Source organism: Ruegeria sp. R8_1, from assembly GCF_017743815.1.
Lineage (GTDB): Bacteria > Pseudomonadota > Alphaproteobacteria > Rhodobacterales > Rhodobacteraceae > Ruegeria > Ruegeria lacuscaerulensis_A.
The window spans coordinates 141,108-159,522 of sequence record NZ_JAGHRL010000006.1; the positions used below are offsets into that span (position 1 = coordinate 141,108).

Below are 18,415 nucleotides of genomic sequence, written 5' to 3' on the forward strand. Positions count from 1 at the left end.
GGCCACTGAATGAGCGCGTGATGACCGAGACCACTTTCACCCCATCCCCCGACCAAAGCATCGCTTTCCGCGAAGCCTTGGGCTGTTTCGGAACAGGAGTCACCGTTGTGACAACGCATACCGAAATGGGGCCGCGGGCGATCACGGTGAATTCCTTTTCGTCGGTTTCGCTGGACCCACCTCTGGTTCTTTGGTGCCTTGCAAAGGATTCAAACCGGTTCGGCGCGTTCCATAACTGCCAGCATTATTCGATCCATGTCATGGCCGAAGATCAGCAGGATCAAGCTCTGAAGTTTGCCGAAAATGGCGAAGACTTCTCGCACGCAGATTGGATAGCTGACCATGCCAAGCGTCCCCACCTGTCTGATTGCCTTGCTCGGTTTGATTGCACGCTAAACGCCCAACACGATGCCGGAGATCACCTTATCCTGATTGGCCAGGTCGAAAAGGTGATGTACCGCACAGGCAAGGGGTTGATTTTCAAGCGTGGTCAATTTGGAGGTTTTGCCGATCTAATATAGATCAATAAACCTAAATTACATTGCTATATATGAATAATATAGCAATGTAGTGCGATGATCGGCACCAGGAATAAAATAGTCTTCGTCCACATACCCAAAACCGGCGGAAGCTCGGTCGCATGGGCGTTACGTAAGGAATTTGATCGGCCGAATCCGTTGCAGCGGATGTTAAAAAGCTTGGACGGTCGAACGATAAACAGGGGCATCTACCAAAAGTCACGGTTCCAGCCACTTCCAGATCATGCCAAGGCGATAGACTATCTGGAACGCTTGGGCCCAGTGTATTGGACAATGCGCTCGGTTGCATTCGTTCGTAATCCATTCGACTTGTTGATTTCACTATATAGCTACATCCAACAAACCGAAATTCATCATGACCACCAGGCGGTCAAAGGTATTTCTTTTAAAGAGTTTATATTGACGCGCTGCGGAGGCGAGCTTTCACCTTACAGACAAACAAGTTTCCTGTTGGACGAACAGAACCGATGTCTTGTCAGCTATGTTGGCCGAATGGAAAACCTAAGCACCAACTTTCAGAGTTTTTGCGCGAAAGTCGACATCCAAGCCAGTTTAAGCCACCAAAACAAGTCCAATAGATCAAGGGTAGTTGCGGATCACTACAACTCCGAGATGATAGATATTGTCGTCGAAACGTTCCGCGCGGATTTCAACTTACTAGGCTACAGCACTGATCCGAATAACCAATCCATGGACCCGATGGAGTTGCTGAAGCACCCTAAGCTGAAACCAATTTAGTTACTCGTCCAGCGACCCATGCACGGCCAGCGCTTCAAGCTGGGTTTCCTGCGGGGTGATGATGCGGAAAGCCTCATGCACACCCGTCTCGGATAGTTCACGCGCGACGGTCAGCAGGGTGTTGGGCGCATGTTCTTCGCATAGCTCGGACATATGAGTGATTTCGGCTTGCGCGACGCCCATCGCCGCCTCAACCGAAGGCGCGCCGTAGATTTGTACGAAATGCTCGGCCAGGTTCTGCGCAATCTGGTCGATCTCGGCTGGTTCCACTTGCGTCACTGCCACGAATGTCACCCGGCCAAAGGTCTCGACACCCAGCCATCCGTTTGCGAACGCCTGCCGGGCCTTGCCCTCAAGATCGCCCTCGCCCCAGTTCGAAAACTCGAACCCGCCCGAGATACACCACTCGCCCGTGCGGGCCGGAGAATGAAATACGTTCATGTCGCTTTCGTCGAAATGGATCGCGCGGGCCAGTTTCATCTTTAGTACTCCAGTAGATCCGTCAAGGGGCGCAGGGTTGTGTCGGCACCGTCGCGGATCAGCATTCCGAACCGCTCGTCGGTGCCCAGAAAGACACCTGTGTCATAGGGTTCACCCACCCCGCGCAGCAACCCCATCCATTCGGCATGCAGCGGCGCGTTGCCGTCCTCTTGCCAGCGATTGAGCCATGTCAGCATGTGCCGCGACCAGCTTTCGACCAGTTGAGTCGGCGATACCTCGGCGCAGCCTTCGTCATAAAGAGCTGTAATATCTGGGTTTTCGCCGGGCGCATCGCTGGTTTGTATCAGCGCCAGTTCCCAGCCCACGATCAGCCAATCAGGCTCTTCCTCGGGCGCGGTGCTTGAGGCCGCGACCTGAAACATCCCGCATTTAGCCCCGTTCACACAGATCGCGCCGTCCCAGTCCAGATGCACCGCCACCTCGGGCGGCGCCAGTGCGCCCAGCGCGTTCTGGAATCCTACGGCACATAGCGGCAACATCGCCATCGCGTCCTGCAGCGGAACTTCGGGTGCAAAGACGATAGCCACGCGTAAGCGGTCGGCCTGAATATTGTAAACCACGGTGCCCGCATCGCAGCCCAACGCGGCCATGGCCTGAGCGCGCTGAAACGGATCTTGTCCCCCCTGCACCGGGTGACCGACCAACAGAGGGGGAAAAACCAGCTCGCTCATGCGTTGCCCTTGGCGATTAAGTCGCGGGCGACTTTGCGGAATGCCTCAGCCTGCGGGCTGTCGGGTTTACTGACCACGATGGGCGCACCCCCATCAGCGGCCACGCGAATGTCCAGATGCAGAGGGATTTCCCCCAGCAGCGGAACGCCTAGCGATTCAGCCTCGGACGCTACACCACCATGGCCGAACACATGTTCCTCATGTCCGCAATTCGAACAGATATGGGTGGACATGTTCTCGATCATGCCGACGATGGGCGTTTTCAACTGGTTGAACATGTCGATCCCCTTGCGGGCATCGATCAGGGCTACGTCCTGCGGGGTCGACACAACAATCGCGCCATCCACCTGGAACTTCTGGCTGAGCGTCAGTTGCACGTCACCGGTGCCGGGCGGCAGGTCGACGATCAGCACATCCAGCGCGCCCCATTGCACCTGGTTCATCATCTGCTGCAACGCGCCCATCAGCATCGGGCCACGCCAGACAACCGCCTGCCCTTCGTTGGTCATCAGCCCCATCGACATCATGGTGACGCCGTGATTGCGCAGCGGCAGGATCGTTTTGCCATCCGGGCTGGCCGGACGACCGGAAACACCCAGCATCCGAGGCTGCGACGGGCCGTACACATCCGCATCCAACAGACCTACGCGCCGCCCCTCGGCAGCCAGCGCACAGGCAAGGTTCGCGGACACGGTCGATTTACCGACACCCCCCTTACCCGAGGCCACGGCGATGATGCGATCCACCCCCGCCACCGGCTGCGGGCCAGTTTGCGAGGGTTTAGGTTTCGGCTTCAGATCCGGCGGTGCCTTGTCGGAATGCGCGGTCAGCATGGCCGAGACCTTGGACACACCTTCAACCATCTGCGCGGCCTGCTCGGCCGCTGCGCGCACGGGTTCCATCTTTTCGGCGTTCTTAGGGTCGATCTCCATCACGAAGCGCACGGTGTCACTTTCGACATTCAGCGCACGCACGATCCCGGCGCTGACAATGTCTTGTCCGGACATTGGATCGGTGATTTTCTTCAGGTTCGCCAGAACTGCGTCACGAACACTCATGCCATTTCTCCGTGTGTCGATCCAACCAAGTGGTTGATTTTCATTGCATGTGTCTCCGTCTCATTCAGTTTATTTGACGCAATCAGGGCGCTGCCGTTAGGCTGACCCCATGCGCGTTATCCTTTTGTGCCTGAGCCTGACGCTCTCCGCCACCCCCTCTTGGTCGCAAGAGGCATTGGGACTGGCTGCCCCGCCCGAGGTTGCCGACTCTGGTCTGTTGCAACATATTCTTCCGCGCTTCTCGCTCAAGACCGGGATACGCGTTATTGCCGATGATACGGGTGTTTTGGTGCTGGAAAGCGGCCCGCCGGGCGATCCAGTCTTTGCCCGCGACGGTGTGATCTATCACCTCAGGATCGGTGAGGATGCCAAACACGAACGGTTCCGCGACTGGCTGCTGTCCGATATCGGCAAGCGCACGGTTGAAGGGTTTGCTCCGGAAACCGGCGCGCCCTTCTCGGCGGAGGTTGAGGTTGCGGCGGTGCAGGAAGAGGTAGTCGTTGATGGCGACGCCGCGTGGGGCGAAGAGCTTTCGATGACTCATTGCGGGCGGTGCCACGTGATCGGCCCGCAAAACCGCATGAATGGTCTGGGCTCGACGCCTTCTTTTGCTGTCCTGCGCGCCATGCCCGACTGGTCGGAACGGTTCGAGGCGTTCTTTGCTCTGAACCCACACCCCGCCTTTACCCAGATCGACGGGCTGACATTGCCCTTTGACCCCGAACGCCCCTCGCCCATCCACCCCGTCCAGATGACGCTGGACGAGTTGGAGGCGATACTGGCCTTTGTATCGGTCATCAAAGCCGCGGATCTGGGCGCACCGTTGCAGCTTCAATGATCCTTGCGCTTTGAGAAATAATCCTCGGTCGTAACCACCTTGGGACGCGGCGCAGACTGGAACGGGTTGTCCTGTTGCTGGAACTGTGCGTTCACACGGCAGTTGTCGCACATCTGGATCATCCGCGCCTTGTCCGAGGTGGCAAACATCGGATGCGTGCCCGACAGCTTCTCCATGATCCTTTCAACTGTGGATTTAACGCCGAACAGAGCGCCGCATTCGACGCAGGCAAAGGGTTCTTCCTCGTTCAACACCTGCTGCGACAGGGCCGCATCGCTCAGGTCCAGTTGCGGCACCAGAGTGATCGCGTCCTCGGGGCAGATTGTTCGGCACATACCGCATTGCAGGCAGGCATCCTGCTGGAAGTTCAACTGCGGCATGTCGGGGTTGTCGATCAACGCCCCCGACGGGCAGAGCGACACGCAGCTCAGGCACAGTGTGCAGCTGTCGGTATTGACGGCAACGGCCCCGTAAGGCGCATCTTCGGGCAATGGCAACGGCGCTTCGGCCTGAGGGTTGAGCGCCTGCGCGGCCAAGCGAGCGATTTGACGCCGGTTCCCCAAGGGCAGCACCGGATCGGTCAAAGGCGCTGGGATGTCCTGCGCGTATAGTTCGTCAGACATGGCATCCGGATCGGCCTGATCAATCAAGCCCAGCTTGCCCGCACCTGCAATGGCTTCGGCCAGTGCCAGTTCACGGTCCAGCGCATCCCGCTCGGTCGTTGGCGCAAGCAAGACATCCACACGGGCAAATCCATGGGCCAGCGCGGCCAGCATTTCGGAATGGCCAAAGCCAGAGATGACGTTCAGTTCCAATGGGACCACGTCGGCAGGCAATCCGCGACCGAACCGGGCGGACAGTCGGATCATCTCAGCCCCGTGGGCATCATGAACCAGCAGCCGGGGCGCCTGGCCCTCGGCCCGTCGATAGGTGCGCGCCAGAATGTGCATCCGGGACAACAGCGCTGCAACCGGTGGGTCTTCGTAGGTGATCGCAGTCGAGGGGCAAACCGCCGCGCATTCTCCGCATCCGGCGCAGATCATGGGATCGATCGCCACATGTTCACCCGCAGAGGTGATCGCACCGGTCGGGCAGATGTCCAGACAGTTCGAACACCCTACCTGTTCGGCGCGGGAATGGGCGCAGAGGGTTTCCTCCATCCGCACATAAAGCGGCTTTTCGAACGTGCCGACCAGTTGCGCGGCCTCAAAGGCCAAACGTTCAACAGCGACCGTATCCTTGGGGTCGGCCCTCAGATACCCTTCGCGCTTGGCAGGGGCCTGCACGAACGGCGTATCCCCGGTCAGGTCCAGCACGATATCGCAGGATGAGCCCGCCCCATCGCGCGGCTCAGACCATGCAAACGCCCCGCGCCCGCCGGGTTCTAACTGTTGCAGCGCATCCAGACGCAGGGAAAACCCACCCAAAGCACCGGTCAGCGACCGAACACGCCCGCGCACTACATCATAGGCGCGCGACATCGGCTCGCTATCGTCAGTGCTCAGGACCGTGACGGCCAAGGTCGAGGACAGACGCTCTGCCAGATCAAACACAACTGCACCGGGGCCGATGATAAAACACGTGCCTTCGCTGACGACATCGACGCTGGGCGTGATCGGCTGCGGCAACAGCACCTCGGCCGCCAGCGCTGCCATCTTGGGTGCTGCATGCGCGCCCTCATCCGACCATCCCGCGCGGTCACGCAGATCGACGAAACCCGGGGCCTCGACCCCCAGCTCTTCGGCCAGGTCGCGAAAGACTTCCTGCTCTTGCCCACAGGCGACGATCACGTCACCGTCCTGCATAAACTTGGCAGTTGTCTCCAGCTCGCGCGTACACAGGGCCGTGTGGACCTTGGAACAGGTCGCATCACAGGCGGATGCGATCTTGTCTGCGTCTACGCGCTGAGTGCCCGCGCAGTCGCATAGCAATATCTTGGTGCTCATATCCCCTCCCCGGATGTCGCGCCATTTTACAGCACAGTAAGCTGTATTCCGGGAACGGCAATGTAAACCCCATCGCAAACACGCCAAATCCAAACCCCGGACGTGCTACACAACCCTGTTTTTCTACCCGGGAACAAGGCCCCTCACGAACTCGCTATCGACGTATGCGACTAAAGTCGTAGTGCTTGGACTTGGCAGAAGATCACTTTGTGTACCATAGTGGACATGGGGAAGGCAGGGGAGAGCCTTCCGGGGAGGATTTACGTGGCGAAGGCCGCTACTCAGATTGAAATGCCGATAGGCGTTGTTGTGCGCAAAACACCCGGTGTCACTCGCTGGGCGAAATGGAACTGGCGCGCGGTTGCGGTGTTGCCCGGCGCCGGTCCTGCGGACTGGCACGAAATGCGCCGTGAAGGGGAAGCTGTGGAATACCACGCGGCCACCCTGCCCCTCACTTTGTGGGCGGATGAGACCGAGGCGTATATGGTCAACCTGTCCGACGGCACACCTTCGATATACCTCGTGCTGCGTGATGCGCTGGACGGGCAACGCCCGATGGATGCTGTGCTGGTTACAGCCTCACCCTTTGAAGGGCAGGACTATGCTGATACCGGCGAAGAGATTGTCGAGAAGATTCCAATGACCGACGGGCTGATCGCCTGGGTACGGGATTTCGCGTTGGAACATCACCGCGATGAAGTCTTCGTTAAACGCAAGCGCGACAAGAAACGCACTGATCTGGTCGAAGATGGCAAGGGCGATGCGCGGATACGGCAAGAATCCGATGTTTACCGCGCCCCGCGGAGGATCATCCAATGACCGAAGCCCGCGATTTCTGGTCCCGCCGCAAAGCCGCCGTACAGGCCGAGGCTGAGGCCGACGTCATCGCAGCCGAAGAACAGGTGATCGCAGACCAGCGCGCTGAGCTTGAGGAAAAGACCGACGCCGAGATTCTGGCCGAGTTCAACCTGCCCGATCCCGATCAGTTGCAAGCGGGTGACGACGTCTCGGGCTTTATGGCCAAGGCCGTCCCCGACCGTCTGCGCCGCCGCGCCTTGCGCAGGTTGTGGCGGCTGAATCCGGTGTTGGCCAATGTCGATGGGCTGGTCGATTATGGCGAAGACTACACCGACGCGGCCTGTGTGATCGAAAACCTTCAGACCGCCTATCAGGTCGGCAAGGGCATGTTGGCTCATGTCGAAGCGCTGGCCGCCAAGGCCGAAGCCGAGGCGGAAGAAACCGATATCGAGGTCGAGGCCGAGGAACCTCAGCCAGAACCCGAAGAGATCGATACGCCCGACCCAGAGCCCGTTCTCGTGGCGGAAATAGAACCAGACGCGCTGGAGGAGGCGGACATTGCCCCTGCCCCGCGCCGTATGAAATTTGAATTCGAAGGATAACCGAATGACCGCAAGTGAAGCGCAACAGATGGATGTCTCGGCCGAGGATCGCCTGCGCGCGGATTTCTACAACTTTCTGGGCCTGTTGTTGGCCGGTCCGCCCGATCAGATGCTGCTGGACCAGATGGTGGGCCTCAGCGGCGATGACAGCGATCTGGGTCAGGCCATCCAGGCGATGTCGCGGGTGGCCAAAGTTACCAAACCCGCCGCTGCTGAACGTGAGTTCAACGCACTGTTCATCGGTTTGGGGCGTGGCGAATTGCTGCCCTATGCCAGCTTCTACCTGACCGGGTTCCTGAACGAGAAACCCCTGGCACAGCTGCGCAATGACATGGCCGCGCGCGGTATCACGCGGGCACAAAACGTCTATGAACCCGAGGACAACATCGCCTCGTTGATGGAGATGATGGCGGGGATGATCGTCGGCCGGTTCGGGTCTCCCGCGTCTTTGGAAGACCAGAAAGCGTTCTGGAACAAACATATCGGCCCTTGGGCCACGCATTTCTATTCGGATTTGGAAGGTGCCGAGAACTCGGTCCTCTATGCCTCGGTCGGCACGGCCGGTCGGGTGTTCATGGAGATTGAGCGCGAAGCTTTCCGAATGTCGGCAGCGTGAGACGTTGTCATTCGCCAGCGTCCCTTGCGGGGCGTTAAACTGCAAATGGGAAAGGAGAACCCCATGAGCAAGACCAAGGAAGAAGGCGCATCGCGCCGCGACTTCCTCAAACTGGCCGGAACCGCAGCGCCTGCTGCTGTCGCCGCCGCCACTCTGACCGGACAGGCCGAAGCAGCCGAGCTGCCCACGGACGAAACCCGGATGCAGGACACCGCGCACACGCGCGCATATCTGGAAAGCACCCGGTTCTAGGATCGGACGCCTTCACCACCCGACAGACGGTTGCGATTGGCCCTGACGTCGGTTTTGCGAAGTACCAAGCAGCCGTGGCTGACACGGCACGCAAGGGAGGAAAGTAATGCTTAGGAAAAAGACCAACGGGGTTGCGAGACGCCCCCAGCGGACAAGTATCCTGTCCCAGGTCGGCGAGAAAACCGTCGATCGCCGCGCATTCCTGCGTGGCTCGGGCCTGACGATCGGCGGCCTTGCCGCGATCAGCGCCACGGGTGGAACCGTGACGCCAGCCAGTGCCCAGACAGCGGCCAATCAGGCCGTCGAAAACATCAAATCCGTATGCACCCACTGCTCGGTCGGCTGTACAGTCGTTGCCGAAGTGCAGAACGGCGTCTGGGTCGGGCAGGAACCCGGCTGGGACAGCCCGTTCAACCTGGGTGCGCACTGCGCCAAGGGCGCCTCGGTCCGCGAGCACGCCCATGGTGAGCGCCGCCTGAAGTACCCGATGAAAAAAGAAGGCGGAGAGTGGAAGCGCATCAGCTGGGAACAGGCGATCGACGAGATCGGCGACGGCATGATGAACATCCGCGAAGAATCCGGGCCAGACAGCGTGTACTGGCTGGGTTCTGCGAAACATAATAACGAACAGGCCTATCTGTTCCGCAAGTTCGCCGCCTACTGGGGCACGAACAACGTGGACCATCAGGCGCGTATCTGCCACTCGACCACTGTTGCGGGCGTTGCGAACACATGGGGCTACGGCGCCATGACCAACTCGTACAACGACATGCACAACAGCCGGGCCATCTTTATCATCGGTGGCAACCCCGCCGAGGCGCACCCCGTCTCGCTGCTGCATATCCTGCGCGCGAAAGAGCAGAACAACGCGCCTCTGATCGTCTGCGACCCGCGCTTTACGCGCACCGCGGCCCACGCGGATGAATATGTCCGTTTCCGCCCCGGCACCGACGTTGCACTGGTTTGGGGTATCCTGTGGCACATCTTCGAAAACGGCTGGGAGGACAAAGAGTTCATCCGCACCCGTGTCTGGGGTATGGACCAGATTCAGGAAGAAGTGCGCAAGTGGAACCCCGAAGAGGTTGAGCGCGTCACCGGCACACCCGGCTCGCAGCTGCGCCGCGTTGCCCGGACCATGGTGAACAACCGCCCCGGCACCGTTGTATGGTGCATGGGTGGTACGCAGCACACGAACGGCAACAACAACACCCGCGCCTACTGCGTGCTTCAGCTTGCGCTGGGCAACATGGGCACCTCGGGTGGTGGCACCAACATCTTCCGCGGCCATGACAACGTTCAGGGCGCGACGGACCTTGGTGTTCTGTCCCATACCCTGCCCGGCTACTATGGCCTGTCCAAGGGTGCTTGGGGTCACTGGGCGCGTGTCTGGGGTGAAGATCCCGAATGGCTGGCGGGTCAATTCGCCACGATCAAGGACAAGGAAGGCAAGGACAAGCCACTTCAGAACGAGCGCGGCATCCCGGTCTCCCGCTGGATCGACGGTGTTCTGGAAGACCCAGCCAACATGGATCAGGACAACAACGTCCGCGCCATGGTTCTGTGGGGCCACGCGCCCAACTCGCAGACCCGGATGACGGAAATGAAGACGGCGATGGAGAAGCTGGACATGCTGGTCGTGATCGACCCGTATCCCACTGTCTCGGCTGTTCTGCATGACCGCACCGATGGTGTCTACCTGTTGCCCGCCTGTACGCAGTTCGAAACACGTGGTTCGGCCACGGCATCGAACCGGTCTCTGCAGTGGCGCGACAAGGTTGTTGATCCGCTGTTCGAAAGCCTGCCGGACGAGGTCATCATGGCCAAGTTCGCCAACAAGTTTGGCTGGGCAGACCGCTTCTTCCGCAATATCGAGATGGAAGATGCCGAGACCCCGAATGTTGAAAGCATCACGCGTGAATTCAACTCGGGCCTCTGGACCATCGGCTATACCGGTCAGTCGCCGGAACGCCTGAAAAGCCATATGGCCAACCAGCACACGTTCGACAGAACAACGCTGCAAGCCATCGGTGGACCCAACGACGGCGAATACTACGGCCTTCCGTGGCCCTGCTGGGGAACGGCTGAGATGGGTCATACGGGGACACCAAACCTCTATGATATGTCCAAACCGGTGGCCGAAGGCGGCCTGACCTTCCGCGCCCGTTTCGGTGTGGAACGCGATGGTGACAACCTGCTGGCCGAAGGGGTCTATAGCGTTGGGTCGGAAATTCAGGATGGGTATCCCGAATTCACGATGCAGATGCTGATGGATCTTGGCTGGGATGGCGATCTGACCGCCGAGGAACGCGCGGCGATTGACGCTGTTGCGGGTCCTGAAACCAACTGGAAGACCGACCTTTCAGGCGGTATCCAGCGGGTTGCGATCAAGCATGGCTGTGCGCCCTTCGGGAACGCCAAAGCCCGCGCGGTCGTCTGGACCTTCCCGGATCCGATCCCACTGCACCGCGAGCCGCTATATACCAACCGGCGCGATCTGGTGGAGGACTATCCGACCTACGAGGACCGTCAGGCCTATCGTCTGCCAACCCTTTATGCCTCGATCCAAAAGAACGACTTTTCAAAGGATTACCCGATAATCCTGACGTCTGGTCGTTTGGTCGAATATGAAGGCGGCGGCGATGAAAGCCGGTCGAACCCGTGGCTGGCCGAGCTTCAGCAGGACATGTTCGTCGAGATCAACCCCCGCGATGCCAACAACCTTGGTATTCGTGACGGGCAACAGGTCTGGGTCGAAGGGCCTGAGGGCGGAAAGGTCAAGGTGATGGCGATGCTGACCAACAGGGTCGGCGCCGGTGTGGCCTTTATGCCGTTCCACTTTGGCGGCCATTTCCAGGGCGATGATCTGCGGTCGAAATACCCCGCAGGTGCAGACCCCTATGTCTTGGGTGAAAGTTCCAACACCGCCCAGACCTATGGCTACGATTCAGTGACCCAGATGCAGGAGTCCAAGTGTACTCTCTGCAAGATCTCGGCAGCGTAAAGGAGGACGATAAATGGCTAGAGCAAAGTTTCTCTGCGACGCTGAACGCTGCATCGAGTGCAACGCCTGTGTCACCGCGTGTAAGAACGAGCACGAGGTGCCATGGGGCATCAACCGCCGCAGGGTGGTGACGATCAATGACGGCAACCCGGGCGAACGCTCGATCTCGGTGGCCTGTATGCATTGTTCGGATGCGCCTTGCATGGCGGTGTGCCCGGTCGACTGCTTCTATCAGAACGAAGAAGGTGTCGTCCTGCACTCCAAGGACCTGTGCATTGGCTGCGGCTATTGCTTCTACGCGTGCCCGTTCGGTGCGCCGCAATACCCGCAGGCGGGCAATTTTGGGTCACGCGGCAAGATGGACAAATGTACCTTCTGCGCCGGTGGTCCAGAGGAAACGCACTCGACCGCAGAGTTCGCCAAATACGGTCGCAACCGGATCGCCGAGGGCAAACTGCCCATCTGCGCCGAGATGTGTTCCACCAAGGCCCTGCTTGCCGGTGACGGCGACGTGGTCTCGGCCATCTACCGCGAGCGCGTTGTTGCGCGCGGGTTTGGCTCGGGCGCGTGGGGTTGGGGCACCGCCTACGACCAGAAAGACGGCTAAGGTCTAACCGAAGCTCGACAGCCCCCTGCGCTAGGCCGGGGGGCTGTCTTACTCTTGCCGGTGGCCGCCTGTCGGTCACCGCATTTCCTGACCAAGGTGGGACGCTTATGACCAACGATATCTACTGGCTGTTGAAGCTGGATCTGAACCGGGAAAAACAGTCCGAGTTCGAAGCTTTGATGGCAGAAATGGTCGCCGCGACCCGTAACGAAACAGGTGCCAAAACCTATGAGTGGCACCAAAGCGACAGCGCAATTCACATCTATGAACGGTACGCCAGTTCAGAAGATGCGATGATTCATATGCAGAATTTCGGGGCAAACTTCGCGGATCGGTTTATGTCTTTGCTTACGCCGGTTCAGCTTGATGTCTACGGCCCCGCGAAAGACGACCTTCAGGCGGCCCTGTCTCCTGTCGGAGCTGTTTTTCACACGCAAATCGGCGGCTTTGACCGCTGATACGACCAAGAATAGGGAGAGAACCCATGCGCCTGATCCAATTTCTGCTCGTCTCACTCTTCCTGACCGGAGCCGCATGGGCGCAGGACGCCCCGGAATCCCCGGCACCGGATCGCTCGGCCACCGGAGGGGCCACGACGCTTGAGGATATTCTGGCCCGTCAACGGGGAGAGAAAGTGGACAACGCCTATCGCTCGGAAAACACAGGTCAAGGCAATGTCGAAGGGTTGCTGGGGCAGTTCGGTACTGCCGGTGTGGCCTCGGACAGTGATGTCTATCGCGCGCTGCGTTACGGGTCGGCGGATGTTACCGTGTCGTCTCAGGGGCCTGCTGCAAGCGTCTTGATCCAAGATGGCGGCATGTGGTGGTGGGCTTTCCGCACAGGACCGCTGCGCGAATACGGCACCTACATCATTGCCGGCATGGCCGCCGTGATCCTGCTGTTTTTCCTGATCCGCGGCAAAATCCGCATTGATGGTGAGAAAACCGGGCGCACAGTCACGCGTTTCAATGGGTTTGAGCGGTTCGGCCACTGGCTTTTCGCCGGGTCCTTTCTGGTGCTTGGATTTACTGGGCTGCTGACACTGTATGGGCGGGATTTCCTGATCCCGATCTTCGGAAAAGAAGGCTTCGCGACAATTGCGCAAGGGTGCAAGTGGCTGCACAACAACCTCGCCTGGGCCTTTATGTTGGGGTTGATCATCGTGACGGTGAACTGGATCGCTCATAACATTCCCAACCGGACCGACCTGAAATGGCTGGCCGCCGGTGGCGGTTTGTTCACCAAAAACAGCCACCCACCCGCTAAAAAGTTCAACGCCGGTCAAAAGGTTATCTTCTGGGCCTGTATCCTGCTCGGCGTGTCGATCAGCCTGTCGGGGCTGTCGCTGCTGTTCCCGTTCGAGATGCCTCTGTTTGCCAAAACCTTCCAGATCGCCAATGCAACCGGGTTGCCTCAGGCAATGGGTTTGAGCCTGCCGGTGCAGATGTCTCCGCAAGAGGAAATGCAATACGCGCAGGTCTGGCACGCGATGATCGCCTATGTCTTCATCGCCATCATCATCGCCCATATCTACCTCGGCTCGGTCGGGATGGAAGGCGCATTTGACGCCATGGGAACCGGCGAAGTCGAAGAACAATGGGCGCGCGAACACCATTCGCTGTGGCTGGAGGAGGTCCAGGAAAAAGAGGCCAGCAAAGCGGCGGCCTCGCCTGCTGAATAGATGCGCGGGCTGGTTCTGGCGCTGGCGTTATTGCCCCTGCCCGCGTGGTCCGAGTTCTTTACGCTCAAAGGCCATGGCGGGCCGATCATGGGGATCGCCACGGCCTCGGATGGGCGGATCGCCACGGCAAGCTTCGACAACTCGGTCGGCATTTGGTCCAACCAAATGCCCGAATGGCTGGAAGGACACGAGGCGGCGGTAAACGCCGTCGCCTTCAACGGCACCGCGATCTATTCCGCTGGCGACGACTTCACCTTGCGCCGCTGGCCGGGCGGAGAGGTCGTGGGCCAGCACAAGGGTAAGATCGTCCATATCGCAGCGTCAAAAACACATGTGGCGACGGCCAGTTGGGACGGCACGATTGGCCTTTGGCCGGCGGATGGGTCGGACCCTACGGTTCTGTCTGCGGGCGGCGGCGTCAATGCGGTTGTGTTTACGCCCGACGGATCACAGCTCTATTCCGCCGGGGTCGACGGGGCGTTGCGCCTGTGGGATGTCGCCAGCGGGCAGGAAACCCTGCGCGTGGTCGAGCATGGCTTTGGCATCAATGAGTTGGTCCTGAACGCGCAAGACAACTGGATCGCCTATGGCGCGGTCGATGGCGTGACCCGCATTCGCGATCTGACCACTGGCGAGGAACGAGATTTCACCCTCGACCGTCGCCCTATTCTGGCGCTGGCACTCAGCCCGGATCGCAGCTTGTTGGCGGTGGGGGATGGCGAAGGCTATATCATGCTCATCGACACGGTCGATTGGCGCATCGCACAGGATTTCCGCGCCACGTTGCGCGGGCCGGTTTGGGCGCTGGCCTTTTCGCCGGACGGCCAGAACATCCATGCAGGCGGGATTGACGAGGCCATGTATAGCTGGCCCATCGCCGCCCTGCGCGAACAGGAACAGATGGCCGCCGTGGAGCCCAGTTTCCTGAAAAACCCCGATCAGATGAGCAATGGTGAGCGGCAGTTTGCCCGCAAATGCTCGATCTGTCACAGCCTGACTCCGGACGGACAGCGCCGCGCCGGACCTACACTGCACGGCGTCTTTGGACGCAAGGCTGGAACACTGCCGGGATATTTCTACTCGGACACGTTGCAAGACTCTGATATCATTTGGAATGACGAGACCATAAATGCCCTTTTCGACGAGGGGCCAGACCACTACATTCCGGGGTCGAAAATGCCGATGCAGCGGATCACTCAGCCCAGCGACCGGGACGATCTGGTCGCCTTTCTGCGCCGCGCCACGGCACCGGAAAACTGAAAGACCGGAGGAGACCGATGAAAGCCTTCCTTGCCGCCGTGGCCGCCATGGTTGTCATCACAGTGGCAGCCCCCAACATTCTGGGTGCGATCGGGTTCAGCGCCGCTGATGCGGGCACCGGGTCTGCGGTGCGCCTCGACTGAATGTCCGAATATCTGACCACGAAAGAGCTGGCCGACCTGCTGCGTATCGGCGAGCGTAAAGCCTATGATCTGGCCTCATCGGGCGAGGTGCCCTGCGTGCGCGCCATGGGAAAGCTGCTGTTTCCCCGCGCCGAGGTCATTGCCTGGCTGAACGCGTCGCGCAGTGGCCCGCAGGTGGCAGAACCGCCCCTACCCCCGATTGTCGCGGGCAGCCATGATCCGTTGTTGGACTGGGCGCTGCGCGAAAGCGGCTCGGGTTTGGCGACGTATTATGACGGCTCGTTCGATGGCCTGAACCGGTTGAAAGACCGGACTGCGCAGGCTGCCGCGCTGCATATTCACGAAGACGGCGGCTTTAACGTTGGGGCCTTACGCGATGCTTTGGGCGAAGCGCCGGTGGTGCTGTTCGAGATCGCGCAGCGTCAACGCGGTTTGCTGTTGGCTCCGGGTGTGAGTGACATCTCAGGATTTGCCGACCTGAAAGGCCGCCGCGTGATCCTGCGGCAGGAGTCGGCCGCCAGCCAGCGCCTGTTTGACGGGCAACTGGAGGCACATGGCCTCACCCGCGCGGATCTGGACGCCCTGCCCACCTGCGCCCGCACCGAGGAAGAGCTGGCCATCGCGCTGCATGACGGCAAAGCCGAGGCCGGGTTTGGTCTGGGCGCGCTGGCCGGGCTGTATGATCTGGGCTTCTGTCCGACCCACGCTGAACGGTTGGATCTAGCTATCTGGCGGCGCGCCTATTTCGACGAACCAATGCTGAAACTGCAGGCCTTTGTGCAATCCGACCGATTTGCAGCCCGCGCCGCCGAGTTTGGCGGCTATGACCTAAACCATCTGGGCACGATCCATCACAACGGAGCCAGCGGTTAAGACCCGCTGGCGTTGGGAAAGAACAACTGCTGGCCGTCCAGCTTGTAAGACGCAATCGCCGCCTGCCCGTCCGGCCCGGTCAGCCAATCGATGAACCGCTGGCCAGCTGCAGCCCGAACACGTGGATGCTTGTCCGGGTTCACCAGAATAACGCCATATTGGTTGAACAGACGCGGGTCGCCCTCGACCATCACCTCAAGATTGCCCCTGTTGCCAAAGGATTGCCACGTGGCTCGGTCGGTCAGCACATAGGCATCCATGCCGCTGGCCACATTCAGCGTCGCCCCCATGCCCGAGCCCGTCTCGCGATACCATGCGCCTGATGCAGCCGTGGGATCAACCTCGGCCGCAGTCCAATGGCGCATCTCGGCCTTATGCGTGCCGCTGTCATCCCCGCGCGAGGCGAAGGGGGCCTCGGCCACGGCCACGGCTGTCAACGCCTCCACAATATCCGCGCCGCCTTTCACCTTGGCCGGGTCGGATTTCGGCCCAACCAAAACAAAATCGTTATACATCACGTCAAAGCGTTCGACGCCCCAACCATCGGCGACGAACTGATCCTCGGCCTGTTTGGCATGGACCAGCAGAACGTCTCCGTCCCCGTTGACCGCATTGCGGATCGCCTGCCCGGTGCCAACAGCCACCACACGCACGTCTATCCCAGTTTCGGCCTCGAACCCCGGCAGGATATAGTCCAGAAGCCCCGAGTTCTGCGTGGACGTGGTCGATTGCACGACGATAAACGGCTCTTCGGCGAACGCAGGTGCGGCCAGGCCAAGCGAAAGCAATGCTGCCCGAAGAAAATTCCGGATCATTTCGATCTCCGTCTTATTGATTAAGTCACAAGCCCGCCCGCCAGATAGCGGCGTGCGGCATCACTTTGAGGCGCGTTTAAGACCTGTTTAGCCAACCCATGTTCAACCACATGCCCACCCTGCATCATGACGATATCTGCCGCCAGTCGGCGAGCCTGCCCGATATCATGGGTCACCATGACAATCCGCACGCCACGGGCAGACGCTCGCAGGATCATCCGCTCGATCATCTGGGTCGCGCTTGGGTCCAGTGCGCTGGTGGGTTCGTCCAGAAACAGCGTCTCGGGGTCCAGCGCCAGTGCGCGCAGGATGGCTAGCCGCTGAGCCTCGCCCCCGGACAAGGATCGCGCGGGCTGACGCGCCTTGCCTTCCAACCCGCCCTCAGCCAACAGGCTTTCGATCCGTAGCTTGCGGGCACCGCGCGGCAGCCCCTGACGTTTCAGAACGAAATCAAGATTGGCCGCAACCGAGCGGCGCAGCAGCACAGGTTGTTGAAACACCATCGCCTGTTGCGCTTTGTGCCTATCGGTCAACGGAGTCCCGTCCTGCTCAACCCGTCCCTGATCCGGTTCGATCAAGCCGTGCAAACAACGTAAAAGCAGGCTTTTACCAGCCCCGTTCGGCCCTAGGATCAGCGTCGGACCCGGCCCGTCCAGCGAAAGGCGCGAAACACTAAGCAGCGCTTTGCCGTTTCGAACAACGCGCAAATTTCGCAGCAACAGGCTGCTGGCTGTATCAATTAGCATATCACGCATGACGCAGCCCCTCCTGTTCAGCCCGCAGGCTGACTGCGCTGACCATAGCGTTTACAGCGATTGCAATTCCGATCAGGATCGCGCCCAACGCCAATGCCAGCGCCAGATTGCCCTTGGAGGTCTCAAGCGCGATAGTTGTCGTCATCACCCGCGTCACGTGATTGATGTTGCCGCCCACGATGATCACTGCGCCCACCTCGGCGATAGCGCGGCCAAACCCGGCCAGCAACGCCGTGATCAACGCCAGCCGCGCGTCCCATAGCAGCACCGGGACCGAGGCCAGACGCGACACGCCCAGCGATCGCAACTGTTCCGAATATTCCTCGGCCAGCATCTCAATCACCTGCCGTGTCAGAGCAGCTACGATCGGTGTCACCAGCACGACCTGTGCGATGATCATGGCCGTGGGCGTATACAGAAGTTCCAGCACACCCAATGGCCCTGAGCGCGACAGCATCAGATAAACCAACAGCCCCACAACGACCGGAGGGAACCCCATCAAAGCATTCATCAACACGATCATCGCCCGCCGCCCCGGAAAGCGCGCTACAGCCAATGCGGCCCCAACAGGCATCCCAATCAATGCAGCGATCAGTACGGCAAAAATCGAAACTTTCAGGGACAACAGAACAATCGCCCACAACTCGGCATCCCCGTTCAGGATCAGAGCCAAAGCCGATGTGAATTCTGATGCAAATCCCTGCATATTCTCCCCATATCA

The 18,415-nt window shown here is 59.9% G+C and carries 21 protein-coding genes; 14 read left to right on the plus strand and 7 right to left on the minus strand.

Translation table 11 applies throughout. The features are described from left to right. Positions 1-20 precede the first annotated feature (20 nt). Both J7380_RS14665 and J7380_RS14670 read left to right on the plus strand, forming a co-directional pair. Positions 21-521: a flavin reductase family protein gene (locus J7380_RS14665; RefSeq protein WP_209196525.1), complete on the plus strand. Its 501-nt coding sequence runs from the start codon at positions 21-23 to the stop codon at positions 519-521. A gap of 54 nt (positions 522-575) precedes the next feature. Further along, positions 576-1,277, plus strand: a complete 702-nt coding sequence (locus tag J7380_RS14670; RefSeq protein ID WP_209196526.1) for a sulfotransferase family 2 domain-containing protein — start codon at positions 576-578, stop codon at positions 1,275-1,277. Here the strand turns inward: J7380_RS14670 and J7380_RS14675 are convergent, their stop codons facing one another. Genes J7380_RS14675 through J7380_RS14685 form a run of 3 tightly spaced genes read right to left on the minus strand, consistent with a single transcriptional unit; the run spans position 1,278 to position 3,507 of the window. Beyond that, complete coding sequence (locus J7380_RS14675) at positions 1,278-1,757, minus strand: DUF6505 family protein (RefSeq protein WP_170750768.1); 480 nt, start codon at positions 1,755-1,757, stop codon at positions 1,278-1,280. 2 nt (positions 1,758-1,759) lie between these two features. Beyond that, the gene (locus tag J7380_RS14680; RefSeq protein WP_209196527.1) at positions 1,760-2,449 is read right to left on the minus strand and encodes a biotin/lipoate--protein ligase family protein; all 690 of its coding nucleotides are present in this window, start codon (positions 2,447-2,449) and stop codon (positions 1,760-1,762) included. Then, on the minus strand, positions 2,446-3,507 hold the full coding sequence (locus tag J7380_RS14685) for an Mrp/NBP35 family ATP-binding protein (protein WP_209196528.1): 1,062 nt from the start codon (positions 3,505-3,507) through the stop codon (positions 2,446-2,448). Before J7380_RS14685 ends, J7380_RS14680 begins: the two co-directional genes overlap by 4 nt. 109 nt (positions 3,508-3,616) lie before the next feature. Between J7380_RS14685 and J7380_RS14690 the strand changes: the two genes are divergently transcribed. Then, on the plus strand, positions 3,617-4,345 hold the full coding sequence (locus tag J7380_RS14690) for a hypothetical protein (protein ID WP_209196529.1): 729 nt from the start codon (positions 3,617-3,619) through the stop codon (positions 4,343-4,345). Here J7380_RS14690 and J7380_RS14695 read toward each other — a convergent pair. Next, positions 4,339-6,291, minus strand: coding sequence for a 4Fe-4S binding protein (locus J7380_RS14695; protein ID WP_209196530.1), 1,953 nt, complete (start codon positions 6,289-6,291; stop codon positions 4,339-4,341). The genes J7380_RS14690 and J7380_RS14695 overlap by 7 nt on opposite strands. A 264-nt stretch (positions 6,292-6,555) precedes the next feature. Here J7380_RS14695 and J7380_RS14700 point away from each other — a divergent pair, with 264 nt between their 5' ends. From J7380_RS14700 to J7380_RS14745, 11 genes are all read left to right on the plus strand, one after another. Next, a complete protein-coding gene (locus J7380_RS14700) occupies positions 6,556-7,110 on the plus strand; it encodes a DUF3305 domain-containing protein (protein WP_209196531.1) in 555 nt (184 codons plus the stop codon). Then, on the plus strand, positions 7,107-7,691 hold the full coding sequence (locus J7380_RS14705) for a DUF3306 domain-containing protein (protein ID WP_209196532.1): 585 nt from the start codon (positions 7,107-7,109) through the stop codon (positions 7,689-7,691). The genes J7380_RS14700 and J7380_RS14705 overlap by 4 nt, the downstream gene beginning before the upstream one ends. A 4-nt stretch (positions 7,692-7,695) precedes the next feature. Further along, positions 7,696-8,307: a molecular chaperone TorD family protein gene (locus J7380_RS14710; protein WP_209196533.1), complete on the plus strand. Its 612-nt coding sequence runs from the start codon at positions 7,696-7,698 to the stop codon at positions 8,305-8,307. 63 nt (positions 8,308-8,370) lie between these two features. Beyond that, positions 8,371-8,559 carry a twin-arginine translocation signal domain-containing protein gene (locus J7380_RS14715; protein WP_209196534.1) on the plus strand — a complete coding sequence of 63 codons (189 nt, stop codon included), beginning with the start codon at positions 8,371-8,373 and terminating at the stop codon, positions 8,557-8,559. A 106-nt stretch (positions 8,560-8,665) separates the two neighbouring features. Beyond that, complete coding sequence (locus J7380_RS14720) at positions 8,666-11,560, plus strand: formate dehydrogenase subunit alpha (protein ID WP_209196535.1); 2,895 nt, start codon at positions 8,666-8,668, stop codon at positions 11,558-11,560. Between the two features lie 13 nt (positions 11,561-11,573). Then, positions 11,574-12,167 carry a formate dehydrogenase FDH3 subunit beta gene (fdh3B, locus tag J7380_RS14725; protein ID WP_037307340.1) on the plus strand — a complete coding sequence of 198 codons (594 nt, stop codon included), beginning with the start codon at positions 11,574-11,576 and terminating at the stop codon, positions 12,165-12,167. 107 nt (positions 12,168-12,274) lie between these two features. Then, positions 12,275-12,625 (plus strand): antibiotic biosynthesis monooxygenase, encoded by a 351-nt coding sequence (locus J7380_RS14730; protein ID WP_209196536.1) that lies wholly within the window; start codon positions 12,275-12,277, stop codon positions 12,623-12,625. Between the two features lie 26 nt (positions 12,626-12,651). Further along, on the plus strand, positions 12,652-13,848 hold the full coding sequence (locus tag J7380_RS14735) for a formate dehydrogenase subunit gamma (RefSeq protein WP_209196537.1): 1,197 nt from the start codon (positions 12,652-12,654) through the stop codon (positions 13,846-13,848). After that, positions 13,849-15,108: a c-type cytochrome gene (locus J7380_RS14740; protein ID WP_209196538.1), complete on the plus strand. Its 1,260-nt coding sequence runs from the start codon at positions 13,849-13,851 to the stop codon at positions 15,106-15,108. A gap of 17 nt (positions 15,109-15,125) precedes the next feature. Next, the gene (locus tag J7380_RS20510; RefSeq protein WP_280635769.1) at positions 15,126-15,251 is read left to right on the plus strand and encodes a hypothetical protein; all 126 of its coding nucleotides are present in this window, start codon (positions 15,126-15,128) and stop codon (positions 15,249-15,251) included. Further along, a complete protein-coding gene (locus J7380_RS14745) occupies positions 15,252-16,124 on the plus strand; it encodes a helix-turn-helix transcriptional regulator (RefSeq protein ID WP_209196539.1) in 873 nt (290 codons plus the stop codon). Here the strand turns inward: J7380_RS14745 and J7380_RS14750 are convergent. From J7380_RS14750 to J7380_RS14760, 3 genes are read right to left on the minus strand one after another with little or no spacing between them, the layout of a single operon-like run. After that, complete coding sequence (locus tag J7380_RS14750; protein ID WP_209196540.1) at positions 16,121-16,939, minus strand: substrate-binding domain-containing protein; 819 nt, start codon at positions 16,937-16,939, stop codon at positions 16,121-16,123. The two genes, J7380_RS14745 and J7380_RS14750, sit on opposite strands and share 4 nt — an antisense overlap. A gap of 20 nt (positions 16,940-16,959) precedes the next feature. Beyond that, positions 16,960-17,694 carry an ATP-binding cassette domain-containing protein gene (locus tag J7380_RS14755; protein WP_209196541.1) on the minus strand — a complete coding sequence of 245 codons (735 nt, stop codon included), beginning with the start codon at positions 17,692-17,694 and terminating at the stop codon, positions 16,960-16,962. Then, positions 17,687-18,400: an ABC transporter permease gene (locus J7380_RS14760; RefSeq protein WP_170352871.1), complete on the minus strand. Its 714-nt coding sequence runs from the start codon at positions 18,398-18,400 to the stop codon at positions 17,687-17,689. Before J7380_RS14760 ends, J7380_RS14755 begins: the two co-directional genes overlap by 8 nt. Positions 18,401-18,415: the final 15 nt, after the last annotated feature.